The organism is Bilifractor sp. LCP21S3_F8 (assembly GCF_052117805.1).
Lineage (GTDB): Bacteria > Bacillota > Clostridia > Lachnospirales > Lachnospiraceae > Bilifractor.
Map to the genome: position 1 here is coordinate 75,407 of NZ_JBQKIK010000008.1, position 14,727 is coordinate 90,133.

Annotated in this window: 15 protein-coding genes and 2 tRNA genes; 16 read left to right on the forward strand and 1 reads right to left on the reverse strand. The window is 50.8% G+C overall.

The annotated features are described in order from the left end of the window. The first annotated feature begins 144 nt into the window (after positions 1–144). The 3 genes from ACTQ3A_RS05795 (at position 145) to ACTQ3A_RS05805 (ending at position 2,126) form a co-directional block, all read left to right on the forward strand. A complete protein-coding gene (locus ACTQ3A_RS05795) occupies positions 145–1,446 on the forward strand; it encodes an O-acetylhomoserine aminocarboxypropyltransferase/cysteine synthase family protein (protein ID WP_441098863.1) in 1,302 nt (433 codons plus the stop codon). A 123-nt stretch (positions 1,447–1,569) separates the two neighbouring features. Further along, on the forward strand, positions 1,570–1,695 hold the full coding sequence (locus ACTQ3A_RS05800; protein ID WP_441098862.1) for a hypothetical protein: 126 nt from the start codon (positions 1,570–1,572) through the stop codon (positions 1,693–1,695). Further along, on the forward strand, positions 1,692–2,126 hold the full coding sequence (locus tag ACTQ3A_RS05805) for an RrF2 family transcriptional regulator (protein WP_441098861.1): 435 nt from the start codon (positions 1,692–1,694) through the stop codon (positions 2,124–2,126). Before ACTQ3A_RS05800 ends, ACTQ3A_RS05805 begins: the two co-directional genes overlap by 4 nt. Positions 2,127–2,205: 79 nt before the next feature. Here ACTQ3A_RS05805 and ACTQ3A_RS05810 read toward each other — a convergent pair whose 3' ends face one another. Further along, the gene (locus ACTQ3A_RS05810) at positions 2,206–3,030 is read right to left on the reverse strand and encodes an HAD-IIA family hydrolase (protein WP_441098860.1); all 825 of its coding nucleotides are present in this window, start codon (positions 3,028–3,030) and stop codon (positions 2,206–2,208) included. Positions 3,031–3,387: 357 nt separating this feature from the next. Between ACTQ3A_RS05810 and ACTQ3A_RS05815 the strand changes: the two genes are divergently transcribed. The 13 genes from ACTQ3A_RS05815 (at position 3,388) to ACTQ3A_RS05875 (ending at position 14,435) form a co-directional block, all read left to right on the forward strand. After that, positions 3,388–3,458 (forward strand) — tRNA-Gly (locus tag ACTQ3A_RS05815). Between the two features lie 42 nt (positions 3,459–3,500). Continuing rightward, positions 3,501–3,572 (forward strand) — tRNA-Gly (locus ACTQ3A_RS05820). Positions 3,573–3,834: 262 nt separating this feature from the next. Then, positions 3,835–4,005 (forward strand): hypothetical protein, encoded by a 171-nt coding sequence (locus tag ACTQ3A_RS05825; protein WP_441098859.1) that lies wholly within the window; start codon positions 3,835–3,837, stop codon positions 4,003–4,005. Next, positions 4,005–4,583: a hypothetical protein gene (locus ACTQ3A_RS05830; protein WP_441098858.1), complete on the forward strand. Its 579-nt coding sequence runs from the start codon at positions 4,005–4,007 to the stop codon at positions 4,581–4,583. The genes ACTQ3A_RS05825 and ACTQ3A_RS05830 overlap by 1 nt, the downstream gene beginning before the upstream one ends. Before the next feature lie 165 nt (positions 4,584–4,748). Continuing rightward, on the forward strand, positions 4,749–5,216 hold the full coding sequence (locus ACTQ3A_RS05835) for an Lrp/AsnC family transcriptional regulator (RefSeq protein ID WP_441098857.1): 468 nt from the start codon (positions 4,749–4,751) through the stop codon (positions 5,214–5,216). Positions 5,217–5,381: 165 nt separating this feature from the next. Beyond that, positions 5,382–6,530 (forward strand): alanine racemase, encoded by a 1,149-nt coding sequence (gene alr / locus ACTQ3A_RS05840; RefSeq protein WP_441098856.1) that lies wholly within the window; start codon positions 5,382–5,384, stop codon positions 6,528–6,530. Positions 6,531–6,708: 178 nt separating this feature from the next. Further along, complete coding sequence (locus tag ACTQ3A_RS05845; RefSeq protein ID WP_441098855.1) at positions 6,709–7,479, forward strand: formate/nitrite transporter family protein; 771 nt, start codon at positions 6,709–6,711, stop codon at positions 7,477–7,479. 244 nt (positions 7,480–7,723) lie between these two features. After that, positions 7,724–8,590, forward strand: a complete 867-nt coding sequence (locus ACTQ3A_RS05850; protein ID WP_441098854.1) for a transporter substrate-binding domain-containing protein — start codon at positions 7,724–7,726, stop codon at positions 8,588–8,590. Positions 8,591–8,761: 171 nt separating this feature from the next. Next, positions 8,762–9,418 carry an amino acid ABC transporter permease gene (locus ACTQ3A_RS05855; RefSeq protein ID WP_441098853.1) on the forward strand — a complete coding sequence of 219 codons (657 nt, stop codon included), beginning with the start codon at positions 8,762–8,764 and terminating at the stop codon, positions 9,416–9,418. A 154-nt stretch (positions 9,419–9,572) separates the two neighbouring features. Further along, the gene (locus ACTQ3A_RS05860; protein WP_441494316.1) at positions 9,573–10,343 is read left to right on the forward strand and encodes an amino acid ABC transporter ATP-binding protein; all 771 of its coding nucleotides are present in this window, start codon (positions 9,573–9,575) and stop codon (positions 10,341–10,343) included. A 277-nt stretch (positions 10,344–10,620) separates the two neighbouring features. Further along, positions 10,621–12,057 (forward strand): adenylosuccinate lyase, encoded by a 1,437-nt coding sequence (gene purB / locus ACTQ3A_RS05865; protein ID WP_441098851.1) that lies wholly within the window; start codon positions 10,621–10,623, stop codon positions 12,055–12,057. A 211-nt stretch (positions 12,058–12,268) separates the two neighbouring features. After that, positions 12,269–13,564 (forward strand): adenylosuccinate synthase, encoded by a 1,296-nt coding sequence (locus ACTQ3A_RS05870; RefSeq protein ID WP_441098850.1) that lies wholly within the window; start codon positions 12,269–12,271, stop codon positions 13,562–13,564. Positions 13,565–13,607: 43 nt separating this feature from the next. Continuing rightward, a complete protein-coding gene (locus ACTQ3A_RS05875; RefSeq protein WP_441494315.1) occupies positions 13,608–14,435 on the forward strand; it encodes a hypothetical protein in 828 nt (275 codons plus the stop codon). The last annotated feature ends 292 nt before the right edge of the window (positions 14,436–14,727 follow it).

Consider the following 14,727-nt stretch of genomic DNA (forward strand, 5'->3'; position numbering starts at 1 on the left):
TGTGACAGCCGGCTGCAGGAGTGCAGAGATGAAATGTGCGACAGCCGGCGTCACGAGTGCAGAGATGGAATGTGTGACAGCCGGCGGTGCAGAATTTGAGACACGGAGATTTTACCGATCAATCTGAATGACAGGAGAAAAAATATGAGCGAATTAGCAGATAGAAAGCTTCACTTCGAGACACTTGCCCTTCATGTAGGACAGGAGCAGGCAGATCCTTACACGGATTCCAGAGCAGTTCCGATTTATCAGACATCGTCCTTTGTATTCCGCAACAGTGATCATGCAGAGGCAAGATTTGCGCTGAAGGACGCCGGCAATATCTACGGAAGACTGACAAACCCGACAGAGGATATTTTTGAGAGGCGTATTGCAGCTCTTGAGGGCGGAGTTGCGGCACTTGCCGTTGCATCCGGCGCAGCTGCCGTGACATACGCATTCCAGGCAGTCGCAAAGGCGGGCGATCACATTGTCTCCGCGAAGAACATTTACGGCGGCACCTACAACTTCCTTGCACACACCTTTGTTGATTACGGTGTTACCACTACATTTGTAGATCCCTTTGATCTGAAGGCTGCGGAAGCGGCAATCAAAGAGAACACCAAGGCGCTCTACATCGAGACGCTTGGAAATCCGAACGGTGAAGTAGTGGATATTGAGGCATGGGCAAATATTGCTCATAAGCATGGTCTTCCGCTGATCATTGATAATACTTTTGCAACACCTTATCTGATTCGTCCGATCGAGTATGGCGCTGATATCGTTGTTCATTCCGCGACAAAGTTCATCGGAGGACATGGAACCACCATCGGCGGCGTTATCATCGACGCGGGAAAATTTGACTATAATTCTCCGAAGTGGCCGTGGCTGTCCACTCCGAACCAGTCCTATCATGGTCTCACCTTTGCCAAGGATACGGCTCCGGCGACAATTGCGACTTATATCCGCGCAATTATCCTTCGTGATGAGGGAGCTACGCTTTCACCGTTCCACGCATGGATTTTCCTGCAGGGCCTTGAGACACTGAGCCTTCGTGTGGAGCGTCAGGTTGAGAATACAAAGAAGGTTATTGAGTATCTGCAGACAAAACCGGAAGTTGAATCCATCAGCCATCCGGCTGCATCCAAGGATCCCGCACAGCAGGCACTTTACAAGAAGTATCTTCCGAACGGCGGCGGCTCGATTTTCACCTTCGATTTGAAGGGCGATGAGAGACATGCCAAGGATTTCATCGATCATCTGAAGCTGTTTAGTCTTCTCGCGAACGTAGCAGATGTAAAATCTCTAGTTATTCATCCGGCATCCACCACTCATTCTGAAGATAACGACGAAGAGCTTGCAGATCAGGGCATCAAGAAGAATACGATCCGCCTGTCCATCGGTACAGAGCATATCGATGATATCATTGCAGATCTTGAAGAGGCATTTCAGGCTGTAAAGCAGTAAGGAAAAAGCAAACGCAGAAGAAAGAATGTCAGCCGGAGCTGTTGCGGCTGACATTTTTACTACTCGAATAGGAAGTGAGGCGCGGCTGCTTACACGAAGAGCAGACGGGCGGTGCGGGCGGCGATGGCAGAAGATGTGAACGGCTGCTGCTGTGTGGACGACGAGCAGACAGTTGAGTCGGGGCTGTGCACCGCTGAATCAGACGATGGACTGTCAGGTGTGCCTGGTATGATGGAGGGAATAAAATGAAAATATCTACAAAGGGAAGATACGCTCTGCGCATGATGCTGGATATTGCACAGCATGATACGGGAGAACCGGTGAGAATCAAGGATATTTCCGCCAGACAGGATATCTCGCTGAAATATCTGGAACAGATCGTATCTGTATTGGTGCGCGCGAACTATCTGCGCAGCATCCGCGGCCCGCAGGGCGGCTACCGGCTGACAAAGAGACCGGAGGAATATGTGGTCGGTGATATTCTCCGCCTGACGGAGGGAAGTCTCTCACCGGTGGAGTGTCTGTCGACAGATCGTAATGACTGTCCGCGCGCAGACAGCTGTGTGACACTGCGGATCTGGAAAGAACTGGATGAAGCGATCAGGAGTGTCGTGGACAAGTATACCCTTGAGGACCTCCTGAACTGGAGCGAACAGACGGTGAATAATTTCGTGATCTGAGAAGAGCAGCTGTGTTGTCTGCGCGTGTTACGGAATAAGATTACGGAAAAAATCGCATTCATGAGACTGACATGACGTGTCAGGTGGCCGAAGGCGCATCCGGAGTGCTGTGCTCTGCCGAAGCTGCCGCGCGGGCGGGAATGTCTCCGACTCCGCTGAGAACCGCGGACGGACGATAACCGTACATCCGGAGCGTGTCCGGGGTGGAAATGCCGGAAAGAACCAGAACGGTGGACATACCGCTCTCCAGGCCGGAGATGATATCGGTATCCATGCGGTCGCCGATCATGACGGCATCGGCGGAATGGCAGTTCAGCATGCGCAGACCGGTGCGCATCATCAGGGGATTCGGCTTGCCGCAGAAATACGCCTTGACACCCGTAGCAATTTCAATCGGTGAAATAAGTGCGCCGCAGGCAGGAGCAATTCCATTCTCAATGGGACCGCTGACGTCGGCGCATGCCCCGATCAGCTTGGCGCCGCCGAGAACCAGGTTGCAGGCCTTGGTCAGAGAATCAAGGGAATAATTGCGTCCTTCACCGACGACCACATAATCGGGATCCACATCATTCATCACGATGCCGGCGTCGTACAGAGCGTTCAGAAGACCGGCTTCGCCGATCACATAGGCGGAGCAGCCGGGCGCCTGATCCTGAAGAAAAGCTGCAGTCGCCTGCGCGCTGGTATAGAAGTGCTCCTCGCCGACTTCAAGACCCATGCGGGCCATTTTTTGCTGCAGACCCTTCGGTGTCAGATTGGAGTTGTTGGTCAGAAAGAGAAATTTCTTGTCATTGTCCTTCAGCCAGTTGAGAAATTCCGGTACGCCCGGCAGGATCTCGTTTCCGTGATAGATCACGCCGTCCATATCGGAGATAAAACCATGTATATTGTTGAAATCAATCATTTTTCATATTCCTCCCGTTCGAAATATTACGTAGATGGGCTTTGCTGCAGCGCAGAACAGGTGAACCGTAAATGTAACCCGGGATCATCGCCGTTCCGTCGGCCATTGAAACAGCGCAGAACAGGCGAAGCCGCAGCTGGAGTTCTCCGTATCTCTCTATCTTAATCCTGCGGCAGGGATCTGTCCATGAGGAGTACGTCCGTTTTTACATACAGTTTATTGAAGTGGAAAAGGTTGAAGCGGAGGTTGAAGCGGAAAATTTCAAAAAGTGATTGACAGCCGGAAAACTGTGTTATATAATCTTACACGTTGACACGGAACAGCAGATTAGTTCTGATTCGTCCAAACTGTAGTGATGCAGGTGTAGTTCAATGGTAGAACACCAGCCTTCCAAGCTGGATACGTGGGTTCGATTCCCATCACCTGCTTGAACAGAGGAATATCATTCATTTCTGTTCTTAATTGAATATGCGCGAGTGGCTCAGGGGTGGAGTACAACCTTGCCAAGGTTGGGGTCGCGGGTTCGAATCCCGTCTCGCGCTGATCGAACAATACCGGAAACCAGATGAAATGGGGCTTCCGGTATTTTTTTACGCGAACAGTTAGCCGCAGCCGAATGCGAAGTATTCGTGTGCGGCGAGCGTCGCGATAGCGAGATAAAACTCGCGCAGCGTGTTTTATCTCGTTGTCTCCGTATTTTCGAGATTTGTGTGCCATTTGCTTTCACTTTTTTTGTATTTGTATTAAGATAGAGACGTAACGTTTGGCGTTCGGATTTGTGTTACACGGAGAAAGGAGATCTATATGGCAGTATTAGACGGATGTGAAGGAGCTAAGAAGACACCTGTATTACAGGAGGTCAAGTGCCCGGTATGCGGCGAGACCGTAGAGGTTTTCACGAAGGAGAGTATTCTCGCGGCGGACTCCAAGTGTGAGAAATGCGGGTATGTGTTTAAGGCCGGAGAGCATATCTGATGACCGGTCCGATCTCTGAAATTATGTCGGGGCTCACGGAAGTCCTGGCAGTTGGCAGCCTGATCCTGGGGATTCTTCAATGTTTCTTCGGCTTCAGGCTGCTTCGGTTCTGGATCTCAGTGACGGGATTTCTGCTCGGCTTGTATCTGGGCAGAACCATCTCCTCAGATTTTATCTCCGAACCACAGTATGCGCCATGGCTGATCGGCGCTGTCTGCGGATTCCTGTTATGCTTTTTTGCGTACAGGATCTATCTGTCCGGAGTATTCATTTTCTGTGGCATTCTGGCAGCATCTGTGATCGGTATGATTCCGTTTCCCGAGGGACACGCCTGGAAAGTGGTGCTGTATATTCTGATGGCTGCCGGATTTGTGCTTGCGGGTGTGCTGGCAGTGAAATTCTCACGGCCGGCCGTGATCTTTATTACTGCCGGGGCGGGAGCAGCCGTATCTGTACATGCGCTTGCGCTGATGAAAACGAACATTTCAGGAAACCCGGATCTCCAGAAGCTGGTCATTGCGGTCCTGTTTGCGGCCGGTGCGGCGGTGCAGTTTCTGACAAGCAGAAGGAACGCCTGAAGTCTGAGCACGCCGGTACTCTCTGCCCTTTGCCGTGCCGGAAGCGGTGGCAAGGGTTGGAATGAAGGGATATTTTCTGCTTGCACATGAAAATTTATCGTGTATACTTTATTTTTGCAGAATAATTCTGGATTTCTGCAAAAATATGATGCGAGGCAATATTATATGGATCAGATTGACTATAAGATCTTAAAGGCGCTGCAGGAGAATGCAAGGGAGACCGCGTCCAACATCTCCAAGCAGATTCATCTGTCTGTTTCTGCCGTGATCGAACGTATCCACAAGCTGGAGGAGAGCCATGTGATCGATAAATATACGATCATTGTCGATGAGAAACAGGTCGGAAATCTGATGACGGCTCTCATGGAAGTCGCTCTTGAAAAACCAATGTATTATGACGGCTTTGCGGAAGCAATCCAGGAGATGGACAGCGTTGTCTCCTGCTACTATGTGACAGGAAGTATGGATCTGCTTCTCAAGATCGCGTGCAACTCACCGGAGGAGCTTGACCAGATCCACCGAAAGATCATGGAGCTTCCGGGAATCAAGGACACAAGGACGCATGTGGTCCTGAAAAATGTGAAAAATGTATACTCGGCGATCCGCAAGCCGAAAAGCCCTGAGAAAAAGTAGAAAAGAAGCAAGAGAAAAAACGGCATGCAATAAGGAACAACAAAAAGAAGTAAATAAAGCAGGGAAAAAAAGTAAAAGAGAAGTAAAAAAGAAGCAAGCGAAATAACAAGAGAAATGCAGGGTAATTGCGGAAAGAGATTAAAGTAACCGAAAGAAGGAACAGTCATGGATAAGTATCTGAGAACGTATGCGGAGGTTTCTCTCCCGGCTATTCATCACAATGTTGAGGAAGCCAGGAAACGGATTCTGCCGGGGACGAAGATCCTGGCGGTGGTTAAGGCCGATGCTTACGGACACGGTGCCGTGCGGGTCGCAGAGTCGCTTGAGGATATTGCGGACTTTTTTGCTGTCGCGACACTTGAGGAAGGTGTGGAGCTGCGGGAGCATAATATTGTACGTCCGGTACTGATTCTGGGATATACTTCACCGGAACAGTACAGTGAGATGATTGCGTGGGATATACGCCCGAGCATATACAATTATGAAGACGCCCGGAAGCTGAATGAGGCTGCGGTCCGCGAGGGAAAAAAGGCACGGATTCATATCGCGCTGGACACGGGAATGACACGGATCGGATTTCTGGTCACAGAGGAGGCCGCTGATGAGATACTGAGGATATCCGAGCTCCCGAACGTGGAGATCGAAGGTCTATTTACGCATCTGTCCTGTGCGGATATGACAGATAAAACATACTGTGAGGAACAGTTCGGGAAGTATGACGCAATGCTCTCAATGCTTGCAGAGAGAGGGGTCAGCATTCCGATCCGGCACGTCTGCAACAGCGCCGCGATTATGGAGTACGAGCCGGACGATCCGCACCGTTTTGAGATGGTGCGTTCAGGAATTATCACGTATGGAATCTATCCGTCGGAGGAAGTAAGAAAGGAGAGACTCGATCTGATTCCTGCGCTTGCGTGGAGGGCGCATGTCATTCATGTGAAGGATGTCGGACCTGGTATGGGAGTCAGTTATGGAGCAACTTATGTTACCAGCCGTCCGGTAACCAGAATTGCGACTGTCTCAGTGGGATACGCCGACGGATACCCGAGAGCACTTTCCTCTAAGGGCAGAGTCCTGATTCACGGAAAGTCCGCACCGATTCTCGGGCGCGTGTGTATGGATCAGATGATGGTCGATGTGACAGATATTCCGAATGTCAGGGTGGAGGACATTGTCACACTGGTCGGACATGACGGAGATGGTTATATCCCGATAGAGGAGATCGCGGATCCCGCGGCCAGCTTCAATTATGAGATGCTCTGTCATATATCACCAAGAGTTTATCGCGTTTATACTGAAAAATTGTGCATTTAAGCACAAATATTTAGGGAGCGGGTTGGAAAACACAAGCAGAACTTTGTGCAGAAAACTCGCAAGAAAAAGATGCAAAATTCTGTGAATTCAGATAAAGTATAGATGGAACATGAAAAAGGATGTTCTGAGTGAAACGGCTTCAATATTTCATCAACTATTTAGAGGAGGAGATTGCTGGATGTTTGGTCAGGAATATGATGCTTTATCGAATGGCGCAGTCGCGAAAAGAAATCTGCTTCAGAAGAACCCGCTGGGTTATCTGCTGCTGAGCGCACTCGCGGGAATGTTCATCGGATTTGGAAATCTGCTCACCAATGTGGAGGGAGGACTTCTGAACGGAGCTCCTTATACGAAGATTGTCATGGGCGCATCCTTCGGAGTAGCCCTGAGTCTGGTAGTTATGGCTGGCTCTGAGCTCTTTACCGGAAATAATCTGGTGATGATGAGCGGTGTGCTGAAGAAGAAAATAGGAATCGGCGATGCCTGCAAGGTGTGGGTTGTCTGCTGGATCGGCAATCTTCTGGGCGCGATTGTACTGGCTCTTTTGTTCCATTTTTCCGGAATGAATACGGAAGCGGTTTCTACATTTCTTGCCACAGGTGCGGCGGCGAAGATGAGCGCTCCGTTTGTGCAGCTGCTGATGCGTGGTATCCTCTGCAATATTCTTGTCTGCCTCGCAACCTGGTGCGGCGTGAAATTAAAGAATGAAGCAGCAAAGCTGATTATGGTCTGGTGGTGCCTGTTCGCGTTTGTTACCTGCGGATTCGAGCACAGCATCGCGAATATGACACAGCTCACGGTAGCGCTTTTGGATCCGGCGGGACAGGCGGTCACCATCGGAGGATATTTCTATAATCTGATCACGGTCACCATCGGCAATATGATCGGCGGAATCATTTTCGTCGCGATTCCGTACTTCATTGCACAGATCAGGGACCAGGCTGCGTAAGAGAACTCGGAGCATGGCGGTTCACTGCATATGGTTAATCCCCGGCGGGGCATAAGCCTGCCGGGATTTTTTACAGATCCCCGGATGGGCATAAGCCTGCCGGGGATTTTTCAGGTTTTTCTTGACACCGATTTCCTGCCTATGATACCATAGCCGTGCGCAAGTGATTTTATCGTGGTAAAGTTAGAACGTGTTGATACGACACGGTTATGATAGCCGCGGATCAGGAAAGGGAGAATTACATATGAAAAAGAAAATCATCAGCGGTGTACTGGCTGCTTCTATGGTACTGGCTATGGCAGGATGCGGAAGCACGGCTTCGGATACAGGGGCATCCGCGGCATCTTCTTCGCAGGCAGTGACAGCTGCTTCATCCACCGCATCCGGATCATCGTCCGGGAGTGATGTGGATTATATCAAGAAAAAAGGAAGCCTTATTGTCGGAATTACCGATTTCGCGCCGATGGATTATAAGGAAGACGGATCAGATGAGTGGATTGGCTTTGACGCGGACCTTGCCCGTGAAGTCGGAAAGGATCTTGGCGTGGAGGTGAAGTTCGTCGAGATTGACTGGGACAACAAGATCCTGGAGCTTGACAACAAGAGCATCGATGTGGTCTGGAATGGCATGACGCTTACCGATGAGGTTACAAAGTCAATGGCCTGCACGAACGCATACCTGAACAATGCACAGGTTGTGGTTGTTCCGGAGGATAAGGCAGATAAGTACCAGACGGTTGATTCCCTGAAGGATCTTTCCTTTGCGGTTGAGGCCGGTTCTGCGGGTGAGGAAGCGGCAAAGGAGAACAAACTGAATTATACTTCCATGTCATCGCAGGCAGATACTCTGATGGAGGTATCCGCGGGAACCTCTGATGCCAGCATTATTGATCTGCTGATGGCGGGTGCGATGATCGGAAAGGGAACCAGCTATGAGAAGCTGACCCATACGGTTGAACTTACAACCGAGGAGTATGGTGTCGGGTGCCGCAAGGGCTCTGATCTTGCTGACTATATTAACCAAGAATTTGTGAAGCTCTACCAGGACGGCACAATGAAGACAATCGCCGAGAAATACGGCGTACAGGATGCTCTTGTGGAGCAGAAATGATCCGGAACAGATCCGGTTCCATATAAGTGATGACTGCCCCGCTGACAGCGGGGCATAAAGGTTTATCGGACTGTCACATGAACAGGGGCGTCTGCCGCCGGTATTGACCGGCGGAGCGGCGCCGGTTTGTGTGACAGTTTTGAGTGTATAAAAGAATTCGAGGGCATATTTATGTTTGCTGAAGTTACATTATCCCTGCTCGAGGGCTTCCTCATGACGCTGAAGCTGTTCGCGCTGACACTGGTTTTTTCGCTTCCGCTCGGACTGTTCATTAGTTTCGGATCCATGAGCAAGGTAAAAGTGATCAACATACCAATTAATTTTCTGATCTGGATCGTCCGCGGAACTCCGCTTCTGCTGCAGCTTCTGATTATATATTATGGCCCCGGAATTATTATGCAGAAAAACATCTGGGGAGCCGGAGACGGGGGAAGATTTATCGCGGCGCTCGTTGCCTTTGTCATCAACTATGCCTGCTATTTTTCCGTGATTTACCGGGGCGGGATTCAGGCAATTCCGGTCGGTCAGTATGAGGCCGGTGAAGTGCTCGGAATGACCAGGGGACAGATTTTCCGAAAGATTGTACTTCTGCAGGTTGTGAAGCGGATTGTTCCGCCGATATCCAATGAGATCATCACACTGGTCAAGGATACTTCTCTGGCGAGGGTTATCGCAGTCTATGAAGTAATCTGGGCAGGACAGGCATACATTAAAAGCGCGGGAATCATCTGGCCGCTGTTTTATACCGGAGCGTTCTATCTGATCTTCAGCGCGCTGCTGACATGGCTGTTCCATTATATTGAGAAAAGACTCAGCTATTTCCGCTGACAGGCCAGCAATACAGTAGTTTCCGCAGGCAGAGTGCGAATATAGTTGCTTTCTGTTTGCCGGCCGGGAATGGAGCGGTGACCGGCGATGTGTGCAGGAGTCTGATGAGCATGCAGGCGTATAAGGACAAATATCAGTAAAGGAGTAGGAGAAGATGGCTCTACTGGAGGTTAGCAATATACAGAAAAGCTTCGGGGACACCGAGGTTCTCCGGGACATCAGTTTTTCGATGGAGAAGGGGCAGGCGCTGTCAATCATCGGTTCTTCCGGAAGCGGTAAAACCACATTGCTGCGCTGCCTGAATTTCCTTGAAAAACCGGACAGAGGCAGGATACAGATCCGTGATGAGATTCTGTTTGACGGAGAGAACAGAAAAAAGGCATCGGAAGAGGAAATCCGGAAGAAAAGGCTTCATTTCGGCCTGGTGTTTCAGTCCTTCAATCTGTTTCCGCAGTACACAGCACTGGAGAATATCATGCTTGCGCCCAAGCTGGATGCGCAGGCGCATCACAGGACTGACAACGGAGAGATTGAGGCGAGGGCGAGGGAACTTCTGGAACAGATGGGACTGTCCAACCGAAGCGACAACTATCCGCATCAGCTTTCCGGAGGACAGCAGCAGAGGGTGGCGATTGCGAGAGCACTTGCTCTTCAACCGGATATTCTCTGCTTCGATGAGCCGACGTCGGCGCTTGATCCGGAGCTCACCGGAGAGGTGCTCCGGGTAATCCGCGAGCTGGCAGATAACCATACGACGATGATCATTGTGACACATGAGATGAAATTCGCCCATGATGTGGCGGATCAGGTGATTTTCATGGACAACGGCATTATCCTGGAAAAGGGAACACCGGAAGATGTGTTTGAGCATCCCGCGCACGAGAGAACAAAGCAGTTCCTTGCCGGATACAGCAGTCCGCAGTAACAGCACCAGAACGGATCCGGAGGATGCCGCACGGTACGGGATCTGTGCATGCATCTGTGCAGGCACGCATATTTCAGGGTCTGGCAGGTTGCTTTTAAATTATGAATGCTTTATAATTATAGCGCAATTGTGCCCGGAATTTCCGGCGCCGGTTGCGCTGTTGCTTTTAAAGAGAAATGTCGTAAAGGGAACTGTCCCTGACGGCAGTGATGAAAGCACCAGAAATAAAGGAATCACTTACAGTCACGCGGAAGTGACAGGAAGGAAGCAGAATCTTATGAGCACAACAGACCGTTACAGCAGCCCGCTTTCCGAGCGTTATGCAAGCAAAGAGATGCAGTACATTTTTTCCCAGGATTTCAAGTTCTCGACCTGGAGAAGACTGTGGATTGCTCTGGCAGAGACAGAGAAAGAGCTCGGACTTCCGATTACCCAGGAGCAGATCGATGAGATGAAGGAGCATGTCACGGACATCAATTATGATGTGGCGAGAGCGCGCGAGAAGGAAGTGCGTCACGATGTAATGTCTCATGTATATGCCTACGGTGTTCAGTGCCCGAAAGCGAAGGGAATCATTCACCTTGGCGCAACCTCCTGTTACGTCGGTGACAATACAGATATCATCATTATGAGTGAGGCGCTGAAGCTGATCCGCAGAAAGCTTGTCAACGTAATCAATGAGCTTGCGAAGTTTGCGGACAAGGAGAAAAATCAGCCGTGCCTCGCATTTACACATTTTCAGCCGGCACAGCCGACCACGCTCGGCAAGCGCGCCACTCTGTGGCTCAATGAGTTTGTGATGGATCTGGAGGATCTGGAATACGTACAGGGAACGCTGAAGCTTCTGGGTTCCAAGGGAACTACAGGTACGCAGGCAAGCTTCCTGGAGCTGTTCAACGGTGACCAGGAGAAGTGTGACAGGCTGGACCCGATGATTGCGGAGAAGATGGGCTTCACTTCCTGCTATCCGGTATCCGGACAGACCTACTCGAGAAAGGTCGATACCAGGGTGTGCAATGTTCTGGCGGGCATCGCGGCAAGCGCGCACAAGTTCTCCAATGACATTCGTCTTCTGCAGCACCTGAAAGAGGTTGAGGAGCCATTCGAGAAGAGCCAGATCGGATCATCCGCCATGGCCTATAAGAGAAATCCGATGAGAGATGAGAGAATCGCGTCTCTGTCGAGATATGTTATGATTGATGCGCTGAACCCGGCAATGACGTCTGCGGAACAGTGGTTTGAGAGAACGCTGGATGATTCTGCCAATAAGAGAATCTCCATTGCCGAGGGATTTCTGGCGACGGACGGTATCCTGGATCTGATGATGAATGTGGTGGACGGACTCGTCGTTTACCCGAAGGTTATCGAGAAGCATCTGATGGCCGAGCTTCCGTTTATGGCGACGGAAAACATCATGATGGATGCGACGAAGGCCGGCGGAGATCGTCAGGAGCTTCATGAGAGGATCCGTGAGCTTTCCATGGAGGCCGGAAAGACGGTCAAGGTGGAGGGAAAGGATAACGATCTGCTGGAGAGAATCGCGAAGGATCCGACCTTCCATCTGTCCCTTGAGGATCTGCAGAAGTCTATGGACCCGAAGAAGTACGTGGGACGCGCGCCATATCAGGTAGACAAATATCTGAACGAGGTGGTTTATCCGATTCTGAAGGAGAGAAAGGATTTGCTCGGTATGAAGGCGGAGATCAACGTCTGACATAGGGCACAAGTACCGAAGAAACAAAGACAGGACCGCCGCGCATGAGGAACGCGCGCACGGACGATCCGTACTTGAACATATTGTGATGCCCCGGCTTTGGGGCATGGAAATGTATCTGTTTGCGATGCCCTGACCTTGGGGCATGGAAATGTATCTGCTGGATTGTCTGCATATTGCCAATGCAGACGAAGAATAAGGAGGACCTAGAATGGTAAAAGCAGTTGTAGGAGCGAACTGGGGAGACGAAGGAAAAGGCAAGATCACCGATACTCTGGCCAATGAGGCGGATGTGGTCATCCGTTTTCAGGGCGGAGCCAATGCCGGTCACACAATCGTAAATGAGTATGGAAAGTTTGCGCTCCACACGATGCCGTCAGGAGTGTTTCATCAGAATATCATGAATATCATCGGAAACGGCATGGCCTTTGATATCGACAAATTTCTCAGTGAGCTCTCGGACATCACATCAAAGGGAGTGCCGACGCCGCAGCTCATGGTCTCTGATCGTGTTCAGGTTATGATGCCGTATCATGTGAAGTTTGATTCTCTGGAAGAGGCGCGGCTTGCGGGTAAATCCTTCGGATCCACCAAATCCGGAATTGCGCCTTTCTATTCGGATAAGTTTGCCAAGATCGGATGGCAGATCAATGAATTTTACCAGGATGACGACGTTCTGATGGAGAAGATCAACCGGATCGCGGATCAGAAGGATGTTCTTCTGGAGAACCTCTATCATACCGATCCGATTGACCGCAAGGGACTGCTTCAGTGGATTAAGGAGAGACGGGAGAAGGTGAAGCCTTATCTCGGAAATGTCTCCCTCTATCTGGACGGTGCGATCCGGGAAGGGAAGACCATTCTTCTCGAGGGACAGCTCGGAACGATGAAGGATCCGGATCACGGCATTTATCCGATGGTCACCTCCTCTTCCCCGCTTGCCGGATACGGAGCGATCGGAGCTGGAATTCCGCCGTATGAGATCAAACAGATTGTCGTTGTGTCAAAGGCATATTCTTCTGCAGTCGGCGCCGGAGAATTTGTATCGGAGATCTTCGGAGATGAGGCGACAGCTCTGCGGAATCACGGCGGAGACGGCGGTGAATATGGAGCGACCACGGGACGTCCGAGACGTGTGGGATGGTATGACTGCGTCGCGTCAAAATACGGATGCAGGCTGCAGGGCTGCACAGATGTTGCGTTTACCGTGCTGGATGATCTCGGATATCTCGATGAGATTCCGGTATGTGTTGCTTATGAACTCGACGGAAAGGAAATCACGGAATTCCCTGTGACAAAGGACCTGAAGAGATGCAAGCCGGTATACAAGGTATTCAAGGGATGGAAATCCGATATCCGCGGAATCCGCCGCTTTGAGGACCTTCCGCAGGAAGCACAGGATTATGTGAATTTCATCGAGAGCCAGATCGGTTATCCGATCACCATGGTTTCGAATGGACCGGGAAGAGACGATATTATTTACCGCAAGAGCAGCCTGAAGAAATAAATCCGGTTTTTGCCCCGGACAGACACGGAAGGAGCTGACGGAAATGAGAAGGACCGGCAGAAGGTTACGCCTGGCAGTCGGTATCCTTGCGGCGTCCGCGGTATTTTCCCTGGCGGGCTGTTCTCTGCCGAACAGCAACGAAAACACAACCGTTTCCGTGAATGAAACGGGGACTGTCACGGAGAATATCGTGGAGGCAAAAGGAGACGAGGATTATACGGAGAATGATTTAAAGCAGTATATCGAAAATGCGATCGCCGATTACCCTTCGTCGGATGAGAAGGCTGTCCGGATGGAATCCTGCAGTGTGGACGACAGCTCGGTTACGATCAAAATGACATACGCCTCCATGGAGGATTACAGCAGCTTCAATCACGTCGGGGCATTCCTTGGAACGCTTGCGGAGGCGGAAAAGGCCGGCTATTCTATGGATCAGAACTTCCTTGACCGGAATGGAAATCCCGCGGATCCGGACGTTCTGGCATCGAGAGCAAAGGAGTGGAAGGTTGTGATCCTTTCCGAACCGGTCATGGTGAGACTTCCGGACAAGATTCTGTATGCGACGGATAATGTGTCGATCACGGGACGGCTGTCCGCGACGGTCAACACCGTATTGTCTCAGGATGAAGGTGACGAAGACGTGTCGTCAGGAAGCTCCGGCAGCGGAACGGTTTCTTCATCCGGCTCACAGGAAAGCGAGGGAGAGAAGATCTCTTCTGCGTCGAAAAGTCAGGGAGCGGTGTCTTCGTCAGAACAGGACGCAGGGACGAATCTGATCACAGATACAGGAAAATCCGGAGAGAACGAGGACAGGGAAATATCCCGGTTTGTGACCGTTTCCGACCGATATGCATATATCATATATAAGTAGATATACTGTATAAGCTCTTCGAAAACGCAGACAGGATCGTCACGCGCGAAGCGTGTGTAAGAGACTGTATGCGATTTCGAAGGCAACAGGTATGAGCGTGAAGCCGTGTGAAACACGGCGAAAACGCGAATATGTGCGGGCAGTGAGCCACATCCGCTCACACAAAGTGTGAAGCGGTGGGGCGAACGCCGCGACAGACCGACGAAGTCGGTCACCTGTAGGATTGCGGGAGTGCGAAGCACGGAGCAATCCGTAGCTTATACAGTATGTGGCACGACTTATCGTATGAGGT